The sequence below is a fragment of the Clostridium sp. CMCC3677 genome, from assembly GCF_023845585.1.
Taxonomy (GTDB): Bacteria; Bacillota; Clostridia; order Clostridiales; family Clostridiaceae; genus Clostridium; species Clostridium aquiflavi.
In genome coordinates this window covers 310,828-331,329 of the sequence record NZ_JAMQHS010000002.1, presented here as the reverse complement: position 1 = coordinate 331,329, position 20,502 = coordinate 310,828, and the positions used below count along the sequence as shown (strand labels likewise).

The 20,502-nt window shown below is 24.9% G+C and carries 15 protein-coding genes; all 15 read left to right on the top strand.

Going from position 1 to position 20,502, the window contains the following annotated elements; all coding sequences use genetic code 11:
- The first annotated feature begins 372 nt into the window (after positions 1-372).
- Positions 373-882 (top strand): QueT transporter family protein, encoded by a 510-nt coding sequence (locus NG901_RS03500; protein ID WP_252212356.1) that lies wholly within the window; start codon positions 373-375, stop codon positions 880-882.
- Between the two features lie 402 nt (positions 883-1,284).
- On the top strand, positions 1,285-1,791 hold the full coding sequence (locus tag NG901_RS03495; protein ID WP_252212355.1) for a hypothetical protein: 507 nt from the start codon (positions 1,285-1,287) through the stop codon (positions 1,789-1,791).
- 225 nt (positions 1,792-2,016) lie between these two features.
- The gene (locus NG901_RS03490; RefSeq protein ID WP_252212354.1) at positions 2,017-3,522 is read left to right on the top strand and encodes a YfdI family membrane protein; all 1,506 of its coding nucleotides are present in this window, start codon (positions 2,017-2,019) and stop codon (positions 3,520-3,522) included.
- A complete protein-coding gene (locus NG901_RS03485) occupies positions 3,519-4,373 on the top strand; it encodes a GGDEF domain-containing protein (RefSeq protein WP_252212353.1) in 855 nt (284 codons plus the stop codon). Before NG901_RS03490 ends, NG901_RS03485 begins: the two co-directional genes overlap by 4 nt.
- Positions 4,357-5,712 carry a DUF2334 domain-containing protein gene (locus tag NG901_RS03480; RefSeq protein WP_252212352.1) on the top strand — a complete coding sequence of 452 codons (1,356 nt, stop codon included), beginning with the start codon at positions 4,357-4,359 and terminating at the stop codon, positions 5,710-5,712. The genes NG901_RS03485 and NG901_RS03480 overlap by 17 nt, the downstream gene beginning before the upstream one ends.
- An 11-nt stretch (positions 5,713-5,723) precedes the next feature.
- Positions 5,724-6,974, top strand: a complete 1,251-nt coding sequence (locus NG901_RS03475; RefSeq protein ID WP_252212351.1) for a glycosyltransferase family 2 protein — start codon at positions 5,724-5,726, stop codon at positions 6,972-6,974.
- Between the two features lie 21 nt (positions 6,975-6,995).
- Positions 6,996-9,215, top strand: a complete 2,220-nt coding sequence (locus NG901_RS03470; RefSeq protein ID WP_252212350.1) for a cellulose biosynthesis cyclic di-GMP-binding regulatory protein BcsB — start codon at positions 6,996-6,998, stop codon at positions 9,213-9,215.
- A 166-nt stretch (positions 9,216-9,381) separates the two neighbouring features.
- A complete protein-coding gene (locus tag NG901_RS03465) occupies positions 9,382-9,651 on the top strand; it encodes an ACT domain-containing protein (protein ID WP_252212349.1) in 270 nt (89 codons plus the stop codon).
- A gap of 14 nt (positions 9,652-9,665) precedes the next feature.
- Positions 9,666-11,021, top strand: a complete 1,356-nt coding sequence (locus tag NG901_RS03460; RefSeq protein ID WP_252212348.1) for a PFL family protein — start codon at positions 9,666-9,668, stop codon at positions 11,019-11,021.
- Between the two features lie 241 nt (positions 11,022-11,262).
- Positions 11,263-13,251, top strand: a complete 1,989-nt coding sequence (locus tag NG901_RS03455; protein ID WP_252212347.1) for a methyl-accepting chemotaxis protein — start codon at positions 11,263-11,265, stop codon at positions 13,249-13,251.
- A gap of 325 nt (positions 13,252-13,576) precedes the next feature.
- Positions 13,577-14,590 (top strand): extracellular solute-binding protein, encoded by a 1,014-nt coding sequence (locus NG901_RS03450; protein ID WP_252212346.1) that lies wholly within the window; start codon positions 13,577-13,579, stop codon positions 14,588-14,590.
- Between the two features lie 129 nt (positions 14,591-14,719).
- A complete protein-coding gene (locus NG901_RS03445; RefSeq protein ID WP_252212345.1) occupies positions 14,720-16,435 on the top strand; it encodes a methyl-accepting chemotaxis protein in 1,716 nt (571 codons plus the stop codon).
- Between the two features lie 260 nt (positions 16,436-16,695).
- Positions 16,696-17,448, top strand: a complete 753-nt coding sequence (locus NG901_RS03440) for a LuxR family transcriptional regulator (RefSeq protein WP_252212344.1) — start codon at positions 16,696-16,698, stop codon at positions 17,446-17,448.
- The gene (locus NG901_RS03435; protein ID WP_252212343.1) at positions 17,438-19,483 is read left to right on the top strand and encodes an ATP-binding protein; all 2,046 of its coding nucleotides are present in this window, start codon (positions 17,438-17,440) and stop codon (positions 19,481-19,483) included. The genes NG901_RS03440 and NG901_RS03435 overlap by 11 nt, the downstream gene beginning before the upstream one ends.
- Before the next feature lie 27 nt (positions 19,484-19,510).
- Positions 19,511-20,419 carry a response regulator gene (locus tag NG901_RS03430; RefSeq protein ID WP_252212342.1) on the top strand — a complete coding sequence of 303 codons (909 nt, stop codon included), beginning with the start codon at positions 19,511-19,513 and terminating at the stop codon, positions 20,417-20,419.
- Positions 20,420-20,502: the final 83 nt, after the last annotated feature.

Genomic DNA, 20,502 nt, shown 5'->3' with positions numbered 1-20,502 from the left:
AGATTATTGAATTTTTATCGTAGGATTTAATATCCTACGATTTTTTTATTCTTTATACAATTATAAAAGCATTAAATTTAAGTACCATTTATAATTTAGCTTGCTAATAAAGATAGAAAAACAAAGAATAAAAAGAGAATATATTCGCCTACTAGATTTATATGAATGTATGGTTATGAAGGTGTATGCTTATATGAATCAACGGCTTCATAGTCGCTTTAGCGATTTTGTTCTGGATTTAATTATACTTACGGTTACTCGTTTTGTTTAAATTTCGCATAGGTTTTAATGAAGTGTTTATACTACAATATAGATTAAGACTTAGTGGAAAGTTTAGGAGGTTGTTAAACTAATTTTTTAGGAGGATATTTAATGAAAAGTAGTAAAACAACAAAACGATTAGTTAGAACAGCACTTATAGCTGCTATTTATGCAGTATTAACACTTATATTAGCACCTATAAGTTATGGAAATATTCAATTTAGGATTTCAGAAATAATGGTATTATTAGCTTTTGTAGACCCATTTTATATTGGGGGACTTACATTAGGATGTTTTATAGCAAATATGCTTGGACCTAATGGCACGTTAGATATATTTTTAGGAACATTAGCTACATTGATTAGTGTTACAGCCATATCATCCACAGCGAAATATATTAAAAATAATAAAAAAGCATTATTTATAGCATCATTATGGCCAACAATATTTAACGCTTTAATTATAGGATGGATGCTTAATTATTTGCTTCAAATTCCACTTATATTATCTATAGGAGAAGTAGCAATTGGAGAGTTTGTTGTTGTAACTTTAGTCGGATTACCTATATTTAAATTAGTACAACATAAATATAAAAAAATAATTTTGGTACAAGACATTTAAATAAAATGAGTTAATAAAAGGCATGAAAAATGAAAAATAAATCTTTTTTTATGTCTTTTTTATTTTTTATTTGTAAATTTAATTATTTTATAATGAAAAATTGCATATATTATATTAAAGAATATTATTTTAGGAAAAGTAAAATGAATAAAATTATATATCTATCTTTGCTAATAATTATTTTTTTCTCTTTAATATTAGATATAATCTATATGTTAAATCAAGAAGAACATAAAATGCCTAAATATTTTTTATATAAAATTTTACTTATAATTACATTAATATTTGAAAAAATAATGGGTTGTTCTATTTTCAAGTAAGTTATAGCATTAAATTTATTATCATATGTAAGTATTTATGAATATCATAAATAATGAATCAATAAAATTATGAGGTGGTATTATGCATATATCAACAAAAAAAAGGTTTAATAAGATAGGAGATAAATTTACAAAAAGTGACTATGATTTATCTACTATAAGATGGGTAATTAGCGAAGTTAGAAATACTATTTGGGATATGAATCAAGCAGAATTTAAAAAACTTATTAGTATACCAAGAAGCATACTAAAGGAAGATGTGTACATTAAAGATTATGAAGTATGGCAAAAGGAAAATAAAGATTATTTATTAGAAAATTTAAGCGATTTTAAAGAAGAGTACTTTATAGAATTAAAAGGGAAAATTTATTCAGAAAAATATTCTGTAAGGGATATGTTAGAGACAATAGATTATATGATAGATAACTTTGATGATTTGCAAGAAAACCATAGTGGAAATATGGAGATGCTCTTAAGAAATATTGAACTTGGATTTAGAAAGTTAAAGCTTTCTAATGAAAAAGAAATAATATCAAATAGGGAGTTATTTTCTAAATATATAGAAAATGTAGTAAATGAAGCTTTATAAATTTATAATATTGAATAAAAATTAAAAGAAATAGGTCGCAATTAATTTTGATGACTTATTTCTTTTATTTTTACTATAAATACATAAAAGTCTTGTTAAACTTTCAAAATATAGATATATGCTTTAATTGTATATTTAAATAATGCAATTACTATATATCAAATTAATAATCATGCTGTAAAAGTAATTTAGTATAGTGACGACTACATTAGATATTAAAAGAAGGTGAATAATATAAGAAAGATAGATGCATCTAAGTATAAGGATAATAAACTTTTAAAAATAAATAAGATTAATTATTCACTGCTCGCATTTTTCTTAGTATTAATTATAGGAATTTTAACATTATTTATACCGCCTATTATAGGAATGGCTGATAATGGAGATTTTTACAGAGTGATGAATAAAAGTGGTGCATATCATTTAAATAAAAATTATAATGAAATATTTTTAGGATATTTTATAAAAGATTATGGAATTTATAAATATAATAATGATTATGCTAATCTTCTAATATCAACTCAATCAATATTTATAAAGAGTGCAATTGTTTTAGATAGCCTTTTTACAAAAGACTATGTTTTAGATATAAGATTTATGTCTATTATGTTTTTGATAATTGAATCTATAGGTATTTACTTATTAGTAAAATCATTAGTGAATAATATAAATAATAATAAATATAAATTAATAATAACTTTAATAACTATTTTAATATTTTGTGATACAGGATATTTAGCATATTATAATTCCTTTTATGGAGAAAGTGTTAATATATGTTGCTTTTTAATGAGTATAGGCTTACTAATTTATATGATAGAATTTGATAAGTTTATGTGGTATAACTTATCAGCTTTTGGAATAAGCTCATTTTTGTTTTTCGGAGCTAAACAACAATTAGCACCAGTAGGTATTCTTATATCATTTGTCTTTATAATAATAGGAATTTATATGGAAAATAAAAAATCAGTTAAAGTATTAACATGGATTTTTGCAGTAATATTTATAATAAGTTCGGGGATATTTTATAAGTCAATCACAGGAGATTTTAAATACATAAATATATATCATTCTATGAACAGAGGTATTTTATTGAATGAAGATTATCCAGATAGTATATTAGAAGATTTTAATATAAGTACACAATATTCTTTGTTGCAAGAAACAGATTTTTTTGAAGAAATTAAATTATTAGATCCATATGAAGAAGAATTAATAGATGACTATTATAAAAAATTCTCATTAGGAAAAATTTTAGAGTATTATATAACACATCCTAAGTCATTTATTAAGGTATTAAAAATAAGTTTCAACAATGGATATTCAATCAGACCAAAAGTAATTGGAAATTATGAACAAAGTGAGCACAAAGATTTTGGAGCTAAATCATATTTCTTTGCAACATGGAGTACACTTAAAGAAAAATTTATACCAAAGAATATGCTATTTACTGTATCTACAATAGCTATTTATTTGTATTTATCTATAGATAGATTTTTAAGGGCTATAAAGAATAATAATAAAAAAATTCAGCTTAAAGAAATTACGTATTTTTATGTATTTTTAGTTGGAATATCACAAATTATCATTTCTGTAATAGGGGCTGGAGATGCAGATTTATCAAAACATGTATTTATGTATAACATGACATTTGATTTGATATTTATATATATACTTAGTTTAATTTTTGAAAATAAAACAATAAAATCGCAGGGTGGTTTTAAATTATGAATGAGATAAACATTAGAAAAAAGGTAGATATTTTAATAACATTTTTAATAACTTATTTTTTTATTATATCTATTAGCTTTAATATTTTTAACTTTCAACAATCTTTTGAAAATTACTTTATGCTGACACTTATAATGATCATTGCAGTTATAAGCTACTATACTAATGTGACATTTTCATTAATTGTTACTTTGATAGTTGATTTTATTTATATGAGTGTAAAATTATACTTGAATCTTACTGGTAATATTACTGTTGAATTTAATACATATTATTGGATTGTAACAATACCTATTACTGCTTTAATAGTTTCATTGATGTCAAAAAATATAGTATCGCTGCAAGAAAAAGTGATATCTTTGGAAGAAGAGAATTCGAGACTTATAATGATTGATGAATCTACAGGAATAAGAAATGATAAAGCAATTATGATGGAATTACCAATATATATGAATATAAGCAAGAGACATAAGTTACCACTAACTTTAATAATGGTAAAAGTTAAATTCGCAGATAAATTAAAAAGAATTCTTGGAAGAAAAAAGTATTTAGAATTATTGGTTCAAACATGTAACATATTAAAAAAAGCCTTAAGAGAAGAAGATGTAAAGTACATATTAAATGAAAGTACACTAGCATTTATAACAATTACTAATGAAGATGGTGCTAAGGTTGTAAAGAAGAGGTTTAGAGAAAATATAAATAATGCCGATTTCATACAATATTCATTATATAAAAATGTAAAGTTAGATATTCAAATGGGATCATGTACATTTGATAAATCAATAAAGGATTCTATGGAATTCTTAATAAAAGCTGAAAAGGAAATTGAATATGACATTCAAGAATAAACTATTTAAAGTTAAGAAATTAATTATATTAGTATTAATTTTTATACTTATAAATAGTTTATGTTTAATTAAAAATGTATATAGTGTTGAGCCTATAGGAAAAGTGTTAGTCTTATATGATATCTATAAAGAATATGGAGAAAAAAGAAATATTTTAAATTATTTAAATAGAATATGTTTAGAATTTGCTGATGATATTGAAATAACGAGATTCTCAGCTTATGAGGGAGAAGATTTATCACAGTATAAAGCTATTTTTATACTAAATTTAAGTAAAAATACCTTAAGTGAGACCTTAAAACAAAATTTAATTAAATATAAGAATGAAATATTTTGGATTGGGAAAAAATCATATGCTGATTTTTTAAATATAAATAAACTAATATATTTAGAAGATTTAAATTTTGATAAATATAGATATACTAAAATATATGATTTAATTTATAAAAATTTCAATAAAAAATATGAAGAAAATATATACTTTTATTTAAATGAAGTAACTCCTTTTAATGATCTTAATATCTTATTTGAAGAAATAGATTATTTAAAAGAAATGGGAATACGTTTTTTTATTGAAGTACTTCCTGTATTCAAAAATGAAAATTTACCTGCTATGAATAGATTTGCTGAAGTGTTAAGATATGCACAAGCTAATGGTGGAGAAATAGTATTAGCTCTTCCACCATTAGTAAGTTTAAATGTTCAAGGAAAAGATATAGAAGAAAAAGTTGATTTAGGATTTAAAAATTATATTAATTACTGGATTTATCCAACTGCTATAAGTATAAGTGATTATTGGCTCTATAGAGATGATTTAAAGGAATTGCTTAAAAAGACGGATACTATTTTTATAGATTCTAATATAGATATAGGAATTTTAGAGCTTGATAAATATAATATACCATCTTATAAGAATATAATTGAAAAAGTTAACTTGGATAATGGAAGTAATTTACATAATAATATAGCTGTAAATATAAGCAGTAAATTATCTATTAATGAATTTAAGAATAAGGTTAAAGAATTATTAGATAAAGATATATATTTTAAAGATACTGATGATATAAGTAGCAGTATTACTATTGATAATTTAAATGTAAAGAGTAATAAAAATGGAATATTTTTAAATGATAAGAATGTTACACAGTTACAGTTTGTTGATAGTGAAAAATATAAAGCAGCAGTAAATGGATATGAAAATCAGAGGCATAAGGACGTTAATATAAGTTTGGATAAAACAAATAAAATACTTGTGATTATTAGTACCGTAGTTGTAATTCTTTTTATAATAATTGTTTTGATAAGTTTTAATATTGATAAAAGAAAATTTTTAAAATAGGAGAAAATGTTATGAATGTATTTGACTACATGGCACTATATTCCCTGGGAATAATTTGGATAATAATATTTGTTAATATTATTTTAGTTGTATTTGGATATATATACTATTCTAAAGTACAAAATAAAAAAATGAAAGAGAAATTAAAGTACTACCCTTTTGTATCAGTTATGGTTCCAGCACATAATGAAGCTATTGTTATAAGAAAAACAGTAGAATCATTACTAGAATTAGATTATCCTCATGATAGATATGAAATTATAATAATAAACGATAATTCAAGTGATAATTCAACAGAAATACTACAAAAGGTTAAAGAAAATGTTTTAGATAGGAATTTAATAATAATAAACACTGATAATATAACTGGTGGAAAGGGAAAATCCAATGCACTTAATATAGGGCTTGAAAAAAGCAAGGGAGAAATTTTAGCTGTTTATGATGCTGACAATACTCCGGATTTTAAAGCATTAAAATATTTAGTTCAAACATTGTTAGAGGATGATAAATTAGGTGCAGTTATTGGAAAATTTAGATGTAGAAATAAAGATAAAAACTTATTAACCAATTTTATAAATATAGAAACATTAACGTATCAATGGATGGCTCAAGCAGGACGATGGGAAATGTTTAAACTTTGTACTATTCCAGGTACCAACTTTGTAGTGAGAAGAAGTATTATGGAAGAAATGAATGGATGGGATACAAAAGCTATAACAGAAGATACAGAAGTGAGTTTTAGAATTTATATGATGGGATACAAAATAAAATTTATGCCTCTTGCTGTAACATATGAACAAGAGCCTCAAACATTAAATGTGTGGTTTAAGCAAAGAAGCAGATGGGCTAAAGGGAACACTTATGTAGTTATAAAAAATTTCAAATACTTATTTAAACCAGGCTTTGGCGTAACTAAATTTGATATATTGTATTACACGATGATTTATTTTTTCTTTTTATCAGCTAGTGTTATTTCAGATATGTTATTTTTATTAGGATTTGGAGATATAATTCAAATAAATGTTACTGGATATGGGTTAATATTGTGGATTATGGCGTATTTAGTGTTTAATCTTTCTATAATGATAGCAATTTCAACAGAAAAGGGAGAATTAAATATAAAAAATATTATGGTTATATCTATAATGTATTTTACTTATTGTAAATTATGGGCTGTTGTAGCAGCAATAGGGTTTTGTAATTACATAAAAGATTCATTGTTAAAAAGAGAAACTAAATGGTATAAAACTGAAAGGTTTTAAACTTGGAGGAGGCACTGATATATGAGTAAGGTGAAGGTAATTTTACATAAATTAAAATTTTTATTATTTTTTACTTTTGTAATTATACTTTTAGTAAATATGTTGCCTATCAAAGTAAACGCAGATCCAATTAAGAATTTTATAAATGTAGAAAATACAATTAATACAAGGACATATAAAATGGGAAATGATTTAAGCTTTAAAGGTGTATTTTCAAGTCACAGTTGGTATTTTAATATTAATAAATGGTGGAATGTTAACTTTGTTGAAGCACATATAAAATTTTCAATAAATCAATTAGTAGATAGTAAAAAAGATGCATACATAGTACTGTCTATTAATAATGTTAATTTTTATTCTAAAAAAATATATTATGATAAAAAGACAGAAATTCAAGATATTAAACTAAACATCCCAAAAGATTTACTTTTAAGTGGAAGTAATGAATTGAAAGTTGAAACATATTCAAGAATTTCAGATTTACCGTGTATAGATGATGTTAATATTGCAAATTGGATTACTTTAAAAGGTGATTCAAATGTAAAAGTTAATTTTAATAATGTTATAGCTGACAATAAAATATCCAATTTTCCATATCCTTATTTAAAGGAAGATGATAAAGAATATGTATCTACAAACATAGTAATACCAAACGAGTATAGTGATGGAGAATTAAGTGCTGCACTATTATTAAATTCTTACTTAGGAAAGATGTATGAAAATGGAGACTATTATGGAGAAATATTAAAATATGATGACTTTTTTAAGAAAAAATCTCAAAATGTAATTTATATTGGAAATTATGATATTCTTCCTAAAGAAATAAGTCTATCAAATAATGTGGAAAATGAAGACTGTATTATAAAAGTGTTGAATTCACCATATAGTAATGATGAAAATAGAAAGATGTTACTTATTTTAAGCAACAATAATGAAAGTCTTTTAAAAGGTGTAAAAACACTTATGAATAACGATATTGTTTTTCAATTAGACAATGATACATTTATAGTAGATAAAAACTTAAAAGAAGAAATGAAAAGCAAAGAGGAGAATGGAAGAATAACTTTCAAGGATATTGGAAGTAATGAAATTCATTTAAAAGGTCAATTTAGAAGAAGTACTACTTTAAATTATAGTTTACCTAAAAATAGAGTGTTAAGCTCTGGTGATAAAATAAAATTATTTATGAGATATTCTGAAAACTTAGATTTCAATAGAAGTTTAGTAACTATATACATGAACAATACTCCCATTGGAAGCAAAAAATTAGAAAAAGATAAAGCAAATGGTGACGAATTGGAATTAACAATACCAGATGATGTTAAATTAAGTAGTTACATGGAACTTACTATAGCTTTTGATTTAGAAATGGAAAATTCATACTGCGAAAAAAGACAAGAAGAAATGCCCTGGGCTTTAGTGAGTGGAGACTCGTATATATATACTGGATTAACTGATATAGATAATTACTACTTTTCCACATATGGAGCACCTTTTATTAAAGATAGAACTTATAATGATACATTAGTAGTTTTGCCTGATAATTTGACATCACAAGATTTAACTTATATAGGAAGAGTTTTTACTTATTTAGGTAAAGATTTATATTACAATACTGGAAGTTTAAAAACAATTAGAAGTTCAAGAATAAATGGGGAGGAAAAAGATAGTAATATAGTTGTATATGGAACTCCAGCAAATAATAAGCTTATTAAAAAATTAAATAATAATCTTTGGTTTAAGTATAATGAAACATATTCAAAATTTTTATCAAATGAAAAGTTATTTTTAACAGAACCATTTTCAAGTGAAATTTCTACTTTTCAACTTGATATATCTCCATACAACCTTCAAAAAGCAATGCTTGTAATAACATCACCAAATGAGGAGATATTAAGAAATTCATTAGAGTATTTAAGTTCATCAAAAAAAATATATGAACTTAGTGGTGATTGTGCTGTAATAGATCAATATGGAAATATAAAAACATATAAAATGAAAAAAGAGGTGTCTAAGCCAATTTATCAAAAAATAAATTCATTAGATTCTAGGGTAAAAGGTTTATTAGGAATTGTAACATTATTTTTAATATTTATTATGGTATCTATAATAATGTACTTTTTAAAAAATAAATCAATGGAAAAAGGAGATTCGATTTTAATTTCAAAGTTTAAAAAAATTGGTAGAAAATATTCTAAAGGTATAAAAGAAAAAGAAAATGAAGAACCTAAAGACGAATAATTTATTAAAAATGCATTAATAAATAGGATTAATATGGTATAAATTAATAAATATATTAAAATTGACAAATTATAAAAGAAAATATAGAATTAAAGTATTATTTTAAAATATTTGTAAATATATATTTATTCAATAAAAATTAATTTATGAAATGGAGAAGATAAGCATGAAAGCAATATTAACAGTAATTGGGGAAGATAAAGTTGGTATTATTGCAGGGGTTAGCAACAAACTACAAGAATTTAATATTAACATATTAGATGTTAACCAAACAATAATGCAAGGATTTTTTACTATGATGATGGCATTAGATTGTAAAAATATGAATACACAATTTGAAGACGTACACAAAGCATTAAATGCTAAAGGTATAGAACTTGGTGTTGAAGTTAAGATTCAAAGAGAAGAAATTTTTAAGTCTATGCATTCACTATAATTGGGGGGAAACTTATGAATACTAATAAAATACTTGAGACAATAAAGATGATTGAAGAGGAAAAGTTAGATATAAGAACTATAACAATGGGGATTTCATTATTAGATTGTATAGATCCGGATGGAGAAAAAGCTAGAATAAAGATATATGATAAGATTACAAAATCTGCAGAACATTTAGTAGAAGTGGGAAGACAAATAGAATCTGAATTTGGAATTCCAATAGTAAATAAAAGAGTTTCAGTAACGCCTATATCTATAATTGCAGGAGCTACTAATGAAGAAAGTTATGTGAAATTTGCTCAAACTTTAGATAAAGCGGCTGAAACTTTAGGAATAGATTTCTTAGGTGGATTTTCAGCTTTAGTACAAAAGGGATGTACTAAGGGAGATAAGATATTAATAAGTTCTATTCCAGAAGCATTAGCAACTACACAAAAAGTTTGTGCCTCTGTAAATGTTGGATGTACAAAATCAGGAATAAATATGAATGCTGTTAGGGATATGGGAGAAATTATAAAGAAAACAGCAGAGCTTACGAAAGATAAAAAAGGATTTGGATGTGCAAAGTTAGTTGTATTTGCTAATGCAGTAGAAGACAATCCATTTATGGCTGGAGCATTTCATGGAGTGGGAGAAGCAGAAAAAATAATAAATGTTGGAGTAAGTGGACCAGGAGTTGTTAAAAGAGCTTTAGAAAAAGTCAGAGGACAATCTTTTGATGTTGTTGCAGAAACAATAAAGAAAACTGCTTTCAAAGTTACGAGAATGGGCGAATTAGTTGCTAATGAAGCTTCAAGAAGATTAGATGTTCCTTTTGGAATAGTTGATTTATCTTTAGCACCAACCCCAGCAGTTGGTGATTCAGTAGCAGAAATATTGGAAGAAATAGGACTTGAAACAGTAGGAACACATGGAACGATAGCTGCTCTTGCAATGCTTAATGATGCCGTTAAAAAAGGCGGGGTTATGGCATGTAGCCATGTAGGGGGATTAAGTGGTGCATTTATCCCTGTATCTGAAGATGCAGGAATGATTGAAGCTGTAATTAAGGGATCATTAAACTTGGAAAAATTAGAAGGAATGACTTGTGTATGTTCAGTAGGACTTGATATGATTGCAATTCCAGGTAATACACCAGCATCTACAATATCTGCAATGATTGCTGATGAGGCTGCAATTGGTGTTATAAATAATAAAACAACAGCAGTTAGAATAATACCAGCACCAGGATGCATAGTTGGAGATATGGTTGAATTTGGTGGCCTTTTAGGTAGAGCACCTGTAATGAAAGTGAATGAAAATTCATCAGAATTATTTGCCCAAAGAGGTGGAAGAATTCCGGCGCCTATACATTCATTTAAGAACTAAAATAAAAAATAATTATTTTTTTATTAGATATTTGAACTACTCAACAATTATTGTTGAGTAGTTTTTTTATTGCGTTTATTTTTTTATGAAATTAATAATTATTCTAAAGATTTTATTCTTAAATTAATCAAAAAACGTTTTTTATGTGCGATTTTATTATTTGAAAATATTTGACTAGCTATTTTAAAAGTGTTAAAATTGTAAGGTTGTATTGGTATAAATAACATTTGGAGGAATAAATATGAAAAATAATAGAAGTATAAAAAATGATTTGTTAAAAAAATTAGTATTAGGTTTCATAGTTGTATTTGGAGCAGCATTTTTTTCTACATTTATTATAGTAAAAGAAAATTTAGTAAATATTAAACAAAATAGTATGGAAAAAATGATAAGTGATGCTACAAAAATAGAAGAACAAAAACTAAACAGCAAAATTAGTATTGCAAGAGCAATAGCAGCTGATTATAAAATTTCTGATATAAATGTATCACAAGAAGAAAAAAATAAAACATTAATTAAATATGTTAATGATTTAGATTTAAGATCTATAGGAATTGTTGATTTAAATGGAAATTTAATTTCAACAGATGGTTATTCAAATAACATAGCTGATAGAGAATATTTTAAATCCATAGTAAGTAATAAAGAAATCTATATAAGTTCGCCATCATTTGTAAAAGGAACTGATGAACAAATAATATTTTTAGCAGTACCTATAACTAATGGTTGTGATGTTGTTGGAGGATTAACGTGTACTTTTGATAGTAGCTTTTTATCTAAAGACATAGAAAGTTTAAGATATTTTAACATGGGAACTTCATACATATTAGATAAAACAGGAACGGTAATTGCATCTGAGTTTATAGATGATGTTAAAAATAAGAAAAATCTTTTAAAATCTGATGATATTTCAGATGAAGCACATAATGTTTATAAAAAGGTTATAGAGGGAAAGTCAAATATTTTAAAAGAAGATGACAAATATATTGCGTATGCTCCTGTTAATTTAACAGAAGGGTGGACAATGGTATTAGAAGTTGATGCAAAGTATGTAGATAAAGAATTAAATTCATTAATAAAACTATTTATTACTATTGCAACTATTGGAACAATAATATTAATAATAATTATCATAATTATTGGAGAGAACTTGGGTAAAAGGTTAAAGACATTAAAAAATAGTATAGAAGTATTATCAAAGGGAATATTTAATGAAGAATTAAATACAAAGGAAATGCAAAAAGAAGATGAAATTGGAGATATAAATAGAGCGTTACAAGTCACTAAAAATTCTATTGTAAATATAGTGCAAGCAGTAAAGCATAGTGTGGATGTATTAAAACACCAATCTGATATGCTTGAAGGGACTTCAAATCAAATAACAGCTGGATCAAAAAATATTTCCATTGCAATGCATGAATCAGCAGAAGCTAATACAAATCAATCAACAGAAATTTTAAAGGTTCATAATCAAATGAAAGAATTTGGTGATAATGTTGAGTTTATGAACGAAAACGTAAATGATCTTGCAAAAATTTCTTTGAGTGTTGAAAGCAAAGTTGATGATGGTAACAATAGTATTTCAGAATTAGATATCTCATTAAATAGTTTTGATGAAACATTAAAATCATTTAATGAAGTTATAAGTGGTATGAATAATAAGATTGCATCTATAAAAAATATTACAAGTACTATTAATGGATTGTCTGAACAAACAAATCTACTTGCTTTAAATGCAGCTATTGAAGCTGCTAGAGCAGGGGAAGCTGGTAGAGGATTCAGTGTAGTAGCTGATGAGATAAGGAAACTTGCTGAGCAAAGTCAAGAATCAGTTGGGGAAATAGGAACAATAATTAATAATGTGCTTGTAGAAAGCAATAATATTATTAAGTCTACAGAAAGTATAAATTTAGAAGTTTCATCTCAAAAGCAAAAGATAAACTTAACAGTAGATACATTTAGTAATATTGCAGAACTTTTAAAAGAAGTTAGTCCTAAGATACAACAAATATTAAATATATCTAATAGTAATGATGAAAGAAAAGATGATGTATTACATGCACTTGAAAATCTTACAGCTATTTCAGAAGAATTGGCTGCAACTACAGAAGAAGTTGATGCAACTGGTGAAGAATTTAATGAATCAAGTGGAGATATAAGAATAGCTTGTGATGAATTAATACAATCAATTAAAGAATTAAATGAAGAAATTAATAAATTTATAATATAATATTGAGTTAAAATTCTTTTTTTAATTTTGCAAAAAGTTTCAAATAAGTAGAGTTCTTAAATAAAAAGTGTTTAAGAACTCTTTTTTATAAAAAAATCTAAAAATATTCAACTAAAAGGTGACATAATTACTTATGTTGTTTTGTAAATCAAAAAATCTTATTTTAAACCATAAATATACATAATATGTTATAATATACTTATAAGTAAATTATTTATTGGGGATTTTGGTTTTAATAATTTTTATAGTTCGAGGATGTTATTTAAATTACAAGGTGAAAAATTTATTTCTATCTTATAATTAACGCATCATAAAGGAGGATTTTATGAAAAATAAAGTAATAATACAACTATTCATTGTATCAATATTCATAATTGGGATATTTGGAGGATGCAATACATTTAAAATTACAAATAAAAATAATGATTTAATTATATATACATCACATCCTAAGGAATTTAGTAATCCTATTATAAGTGAATTTGAAAAGAAAACTAATATTCATGTAAATCTTGTGAAGGCATCTACAGGAGAATTACTTAAAAATATAGAGGAAGAAAATAATGCCCCTTTAGGCGATGTTATATGGGGGGGATCTGTAGCCGCGCTTAAATCAAGAACAGATTTTTTAGAAGAATATATTTCAAAAAATGAAGAAAATATATATAAAGATTATAGAAATTCAGATGGAAAAATAACAAGATTTACAATAATGCCAAGTGTATTAATTGTAAATTTAGATTTAGCTAAAGATATAAAAATAGATGGTTTTGAAGATTTATTAAATCCAGAACTAAAAGGAAAAATAGCGGTAGCCAATCCAGCAAAGTCATCAACAGCTTTGGAAAGCTTAACTAATCAATTATATGCTATGGGAAATAATAATCCAGATGAGGGTTGGCCATATATAGAAAGTTTTTTGGGAAATACAGAGAATAAAATGCTTAACAGCTCATCAGCTGTATTTAACAAAGTAATAGATGGGGAGTATACTGTTGGATTAACATATGAAGGTGCATTAAAGTATATAAGTACAGATGATCCAGTCAAGATAGTATATCCTAAAGAAGGAATAATAGCTAATCCGGATTGCGTTGCAATAATTAAGGGTGCTGAGAAAATGGAGAATGCTAAAAAGTTCATTGATTTCTTAACAAGTAAAGAAGTACAAACTATGGTAAGTGAAGATCTTTGCAGACGTTCAGTAAGAAGTGATGTACAGTCAGAAAAGTTTGAAGACTTTAATAAGTTAAATATAATAAGGCAAGATGAAAATTGGGTTCTAAACAATAAACATGAAATAATAAAAAAGTATGAAAATATTATAGAAAATAAATAATTAGAATTTTTATTTCTTATATAAATTGAAAAATTTAATGTTTCAATTTATTAAGTATATATTTTTTAGACAATAAATGTAACAAAATGTTTATCTAATAAAATCTTATTAATATAAAGGGATGAGAAGATGTATAAAAAATTAAAGAACATATTAGAGAAAAGTATCAAAGATAAACCAATAGCAAAAAAAATAAGTAAAAGTTTTAAGATAATAATTATAATAAATGCCATTGCTATGTTTATAATTGTAAGTTTACTAATAATACTATCATCTAGAACAGCACGTCTTTATAAGGGTCCATATGTACAAGCAGAGGTTGTTTCTAATATGAAAGTAGAGATACAGGTAATAGATAAAAATATATATAAAGCAATAAGTACAGATGATGTTGAAAAAAAATCTCAATATTTAAAGGATATGAATGTTGAGGTGGAAAATTTTAATAAAAACTTCGATTTAATTAAGAATGACTTTAATGGAGATGAAAGACTTATATCTATTCTTGAAAAGAGTTTAGATGAAACTGATGCAACTATAAAGGATATTTGCAATTTAATTACAAATGCTAAAGAAGAAGAAGTACTTAACTTAATAAATAAAACATATTCTACAGAAATAGAATCTATAGAGCAAAATATAGAAAACATATATAAGACGTCTCAAATAGAAGCTAAAGGATTTGTAAGTAGCTCTAGATTATATGAATATTTGAGTGTGGGAATTATTGGGGTGATGTTATTAAGTATCTTAATAATAGCTATTACAGTTATAAAATTATTAATAGAAATGTTACTTAAAGGAATTAATAATATTAAAAATATGTCTAAAAATCTATCACAAGGAATTTTAGATGTTGACAATCAATATTTAAATACTGATGAAATGGGAGAAATGGCTTCTGATTTAGAAATTTCTATAAACATGTTAAGTAGTTATTTAAAAGATGAAACTTATGTTTTAGAAAATATATCTAAAGGAAATCTAGATATAAACTTAAATTCTTCATTGGAGTATACAGGTGATTTCATGCCAATGAAAGTATCTCTTGAAAAAATTATAAATTCTTTAAATAATAGTTTTTACTATATTTCTAAATCAGTTGATTTAGTAGCAAGCAGTTCCCAAGAAATTTCAGCTACAACTCAAGTTTTATCGGAAGGATCAACTAATCAAGCAGGTGTAGTTGAAGAATTATTATCTAGTTTTCATGAGATATCAGAACAAGTTAAGCTTAATGCTAAAAATGCAAATGATGTAAATGAATTTACTAAAGAAACAAAACAAGTTGTAAGTGATGGAAATAAAAAAATGCAAGAATTATTGGTTTATATGAAAGAAATATGTACAGAAGCAAATAAAATTTCAGGAATTATAAATACAATAAGAGATATAGCAGAGCAAACAAACCTTTTGGCTTTAAATGCAGCAATTGAAGCAGCAAGAGCTGGTGAAGCAGGTAAGGGATTTGCAGTAGTGGCAGAAGAAGTGAGACTACTTGCAGCACAAAGCTCAGAAGCTGTTAAAGTAACTACAGAACTTATAGAAAAATCAACTGATGTAGCTAATAATGGGGGCATCTTAGCACAAGAAACAGCAAGTTCTTTAAATGGTATAGTTAATAATGTAGAACAAATAACAAATTTAATAAAAGAAATAACACAAGCATCTGATTTACAACGCCAATCTATAATGGAGGTAACTATAGGTGTAGATCAAATAGCAGAAGTAGCACAAACTAATTCGGCAACTGCAGAAGAAACAGCAAGCGCTACAGAAGAATTGTCAATTCAAGCACAGGAAATAAATGAAAAGTTAGAAATGTATAAATTGAAAAATAATTAGGATATTAAGTGCTTTTTTAAAAAACAAAATTATATAGAGTTTTAATTAATTTTATAAGGTAAAAAGAAGAGTTAAGTAATTTTTCTTTTTACCTTAAATTTTTATATATAGCTAATGACATTGTTTAGATTATTATGTCATCATTCTTTTAAGATGTAAAATTATAAATTTTGATACTGTTTACAAAATATGGTATTATTAAATAACTAATCTACTTATTGAATTTAAAGTATATTAATATATTTGAGGTGAGTATATAAATGAATACATGTGAAAATTCAAAAGGGGAAAAATGGATTAAAATAAAAGGCAAAAGAAAAATTCAATCCTTTCAAGATTTATATGCAGATTTATTTAATATAAGTTTAGGAATAATATCATTAGAAGGAAAGGCGTTAACTGTATGGTCTAATTCTTCTTTGTTTTGTAATTATATTATAAAAAACAATAGTGAAAGGTGTAAGCAAGAAAAACAAAAGATAATAGATTATGTTATGAAAAATGGTCAAGTTATAAAATATACTTGTTATATGAAGATAACGTATTTCGCATGTCCTATATTTTATGGTGATGATTTAGTAGCCATATGTTTAGGGGGAGGAGTTTACTTAGAAGAAGATAAAGAAAGTTTAAATGAGAATATTATTAAAGGTATACAAATAGTAGCTGAAAGTAAGTTGAACGATATCATAACTTTGTTAGAGAATGTATTTAATTTAATAGATAATGAGAAAGAAGTAAATCAATTAAAAAAAGATGAAAATGAAAAATTTAATGAAGATCTATTTTTTTTAGAAAATAAGTTGACACTTAGAGAAGTGGAAGTTGTTAAATTAATGAACTTAGGAATGACTAATAAAGAAATTTGTATGAAGTTAAATATAAGTGAAAAGACAGTTAAAACACATGTTACTAATATATTAAGAAAATTAAAAATGAAAGATAGATTAGAGGTAGTTATATTTTGTAAAAGTAATAGTATAAAATATTATGAGGCTTCAAATGTCTATTAGAAAGAAATGTATTGTATTTGTATCTATAGTTGTAATTGTACCCATGATTTTAATATTGATATTATCAAATGTTATTTTAAATGATCAAATAGATAAATCTGCTCAAGGATATTTAGAAAATGCTTTTATAATTGCAAAAAATCAAATGTTAAATCAATTAGATGAAATGGAGAAAATTTCAATAAAAACAACTAATTCCTCTGATTTTAAAAGTAAACTAAAAGAAGAAAATAAAAATGTACTAGATGCAGATATTTATGAGTTAAGAGAGGTATATGAGTATATAGATTTATATTTTGTATTTAGTGATGATAAGAGGTTGTTATTAAATCATCCATCAATAAAAGGAACTAATTTAGATAGATTAAATGTATTATTGGACAAGGCTAAAGAATGTCATAAAACTGTTATCTCAGAAGAAATATTTAATTTAGATGATTTATTTTACTATGATTCTAAAGAATATAATGAATTTAAAGTAAAGCTAGACAATACAGAGGGAAAGGAGTATTTAAATAAAAGTTTAGTATCTATTACTATTTCTCCAGTATATGATAAAAAAGAGGATCAACTTCTAGGGTTCTTAGTCTTAGGTTCAATAATAAACAATAATGATTATTTCCCCAAAATATATTCAGAAAATGTTAAAAATTCATATTTAGCAATTTCTATTGATGAAATTAGAATAGCATCTAATATTAGAAGTCCCAAAAAAGAAAATTATATTGGAAGTTTAAATCCTACTTCAATAAAGGAGTTAAATAGCTTAGAAAAAACTTATTTTGGGAAACAGAACATTGATGGAGAAATTCATATATTTTTAGATAAACCTATATTAAATTGCGATGGAGAATGTGTAGCTGTATTAGGAGTTGGCATTCCAGAAGACAAGTTTTCTATTATTATGCATATGCAAAGAAATATAATTATTTTTGTTTGTGCTTTTTTCTTAGTAATAATGTTATTTATTTGTAAATATGTTTCCAGAAAATTAACTGCACCAATTATTAAGGCAACAGAATTGGCAAATCAAATATCAAAAGGAGATAATGAAGTTATTATAGATAAAAAATTTTTAGAAGATAATAAAGATGAAACAATAATTTTACTTAAGGCATTTAAGAAAATGGCAGATGATTTAAAATATGCAGAAAATGAACGTGAAATTTATTTGAAAAATATAAAATATGAACAAATAGAACAAGAAAAATTATCTAGACAGCTATTTTTATTAAATGAAAGCTTAGAAGAAAAAGTTAAGTTACGTACAGAAGACTTAAGAGAAGCTATAAAAAGTTTGAAAAAAGCAGATAAAGTTAAATCATTATTTTTAGCTAATATGAGCCATGAATTAAGGACTCCATTAAGTGCAATTATTACTTGTTCTGAAATTTTAAAGGAAGAAATATTCGGAAAATTAAATTCAAAACAACTCAAACATATAACTAACATTTTAAATAGTGGAAATCATTTATTACAATTAATTAATAATGTTTTAGACATATCTAAGATAGAATCAGGAAAAATGAAACTCACTTTAGGAAGATATTCTATTGCAGACATTATAATGGAGAGCTTTTCAGTTGTAAAAAGTTTAGCTTATCGAAAAAATATTTATATTGATATAAATATAAATCCTAGTGATTTTATTATTAAAATTGATGCCAATAAGTTAAGACAAATATTATATAATTTACTTTCTAATTCAATTAAATTTACACAAGAGGGTGGAAAAGTACAAATAGAGGTTACTAAAAATTTAGCTTATATTAAATTAATTGTTGAAGATAATGGTATTGGAATAAAAAAAGAAGATCAAAAGAGGATATTTAATGAGTTTGAACAAGTGGATAATTCTTACGAAAGAAAATATGAAGGTACTGGACTTGGGTTACCTTTAACTAAAAAATTAGTTGAGATGCATGGAGGTGAAATATTTTTGATAAGCAATATAAATATTGGAACAAAGGTTATAGTTACTATACCAGTTCAAAGAGAAGATAATAGTGATACTATAGTTCCTAGTATAAATTAAAATATCAATAACACGGAGTGGAAAATCATGGATAAAGCATTGATTATAGATGACAACAAGCAAAATTGCGAAATAATTAAGGATTTACTATATACATGGGGCTATTGTGTATACTTAGCATTTGATGGATTTGAGGGTTTTAAATTAGCTAGAAATGTTAAACCGGATGTAATTCTTTTGGATGTTATGTTACCAGGAATGAATGGATTTGAAACATGTAAAAAATTAAAAGAAAATCAAGAAACTCAAAATATTCCTATTATAATGTTAACAGTATTAAATGAGGTTGAAGATAGAATGCGAGGATTTAATGTTGGGGCAGATGTGTTTTTATCAAAGCCTATTGTTTATCAAGAATTAAAAAATAGAATTGATTGGGCTGTAAAATCTAAAAGAGTATTTGATAATATGGAACAAATAGATAAGGTGGCTATATGCTTATTAAATATTATAAGATTAAAAGATAAAAAGTTATATTTACACTGTAAAAATGTAAAAAACTACTGTGAAAAAGTTGGTAAGATATTATTTTTAAATGACGAAGAAATGAAACAATTAATACTAGGTGCATATTTACATGATATAGGTAAAATTTTTTCTAATACATTGTTGGAACATGTGGAAATGGGAGAAAATATTATTTCAGATTTGAATATGTCCAAGTGGTTAAAAGTAATGATAAGAAATCATCATGAAAAAATGAATGGTAAGGGATTCCCAGATGGTTTAACTTCTAGTGAAATGTCACAAAACCTAAAGATATTGATTACAGTAAATAGATTTATTGAGTTATTAGATGAATTGAAAGATAATGAGGCTAGTATACTTAAATTAAGTAATGAATGTGAAAAAGGAGACTTGAATACAGAAGTTATTGAGGCTATAAAACAAGTATTAGAAGATGAAAAATTTATTGAAAGTATAAACTATAATTAATGGTGAAAGTGGCTGCTTAAACTAAGAGTATAATTTCTAGTTTGAGTAGCTTGCTTTTTGGAAAAATAAAACAATATACAACT

Coding starts and splice junctions, on each gene's coding strand:
- NG901_RS03455 (WP_252212347.1), top strand. CDS start 11,263: ATGAAAAATAATAGAAGTATAAAAAATGATTTGTTAAAAAAATTAGTA.
- NG901_RS03470 (WP_252212350.1), top strand. CDS start 6,996: ATGAGTAAGGTGAAGGTAATTTTACATAAATTAAAATTTTTATTATTT.
- NG901_RS03495 (WP_252212355.1), top strand. CDS start 1,285: ATGCATATATCAACAAAAAAAAGGTTTAATAAGATAGGAGATAAATTT.
- NG901_RS03445 (WP_252212345.1), top strand. CDS start 14,720: ATGTATAAAAAATTAAAGAACATATTAGAGAAAAGTATCAAAGATAAA.
- NG901_RS03475 (WP_252212351.1), top strand. CDS start 5,724: ATGAATGTATTTGACTACATGGCACTATATTCCCTGGGAATAATTTGG.
- NG901_RS03440 (WP_252212344.1), top strand. CDS start 16,696: ATGAATACATGTGAAAATTCAAAAGGGGAAAAATGGATTAAAATAAAA.
- NG901_RS03480 (WP_252212352.1), top strand. CDS start 4,357: ATGACATTCAAGAATAAACTATTTAAAGTTAAGAAATTAATTATATTA.
- NG901_RS03500 (WP_252212356.1), top strand. CDS start 373: ATGAAAAGTAGTAAAACAACAAAACGATTAGTTAGAACAGCACTTATA.
- NG901_RS03485 (WP_252212353.1), top strand. CDS start 3,519: ATGAATGAGATAAACATTAGAAAAAAGGTAGATATTTTAATAACATTT.
- NG901_RS03465 (WP_252212349.1), top strand. CDS start 9,382: ATGAAAGCAATATTAACAGTAATTGGGGAAGATAAAGTTGGTATTATT.
- NG901_RS03460 (WP_252212348.1), top strand. CDS start 9,666: ATGAATACTAATAAAATACTTGAGACAATAAAGATGATTGAAGAGGAA.
- NG901_RS03430 (WP_252212342.1), top strand. CDS start 19,511: ATGGATAAAGCATTGATTATAGATGACAACAAGCAAAATTGCGAAATA.
- NG901_RS03435 (WP_252212343.1), top strand. CDS start 17,438: ATGTCTATTAGAAAGAAATGTATTGTATTTGTATCTATAGTTGTAATT.
- NG901_RS03450 (WP_252212346.1), top strand. CDS start 13,577: ATGAAAAATAAAGTAATAATACAACTATTCATTGTATCAATATTCATA.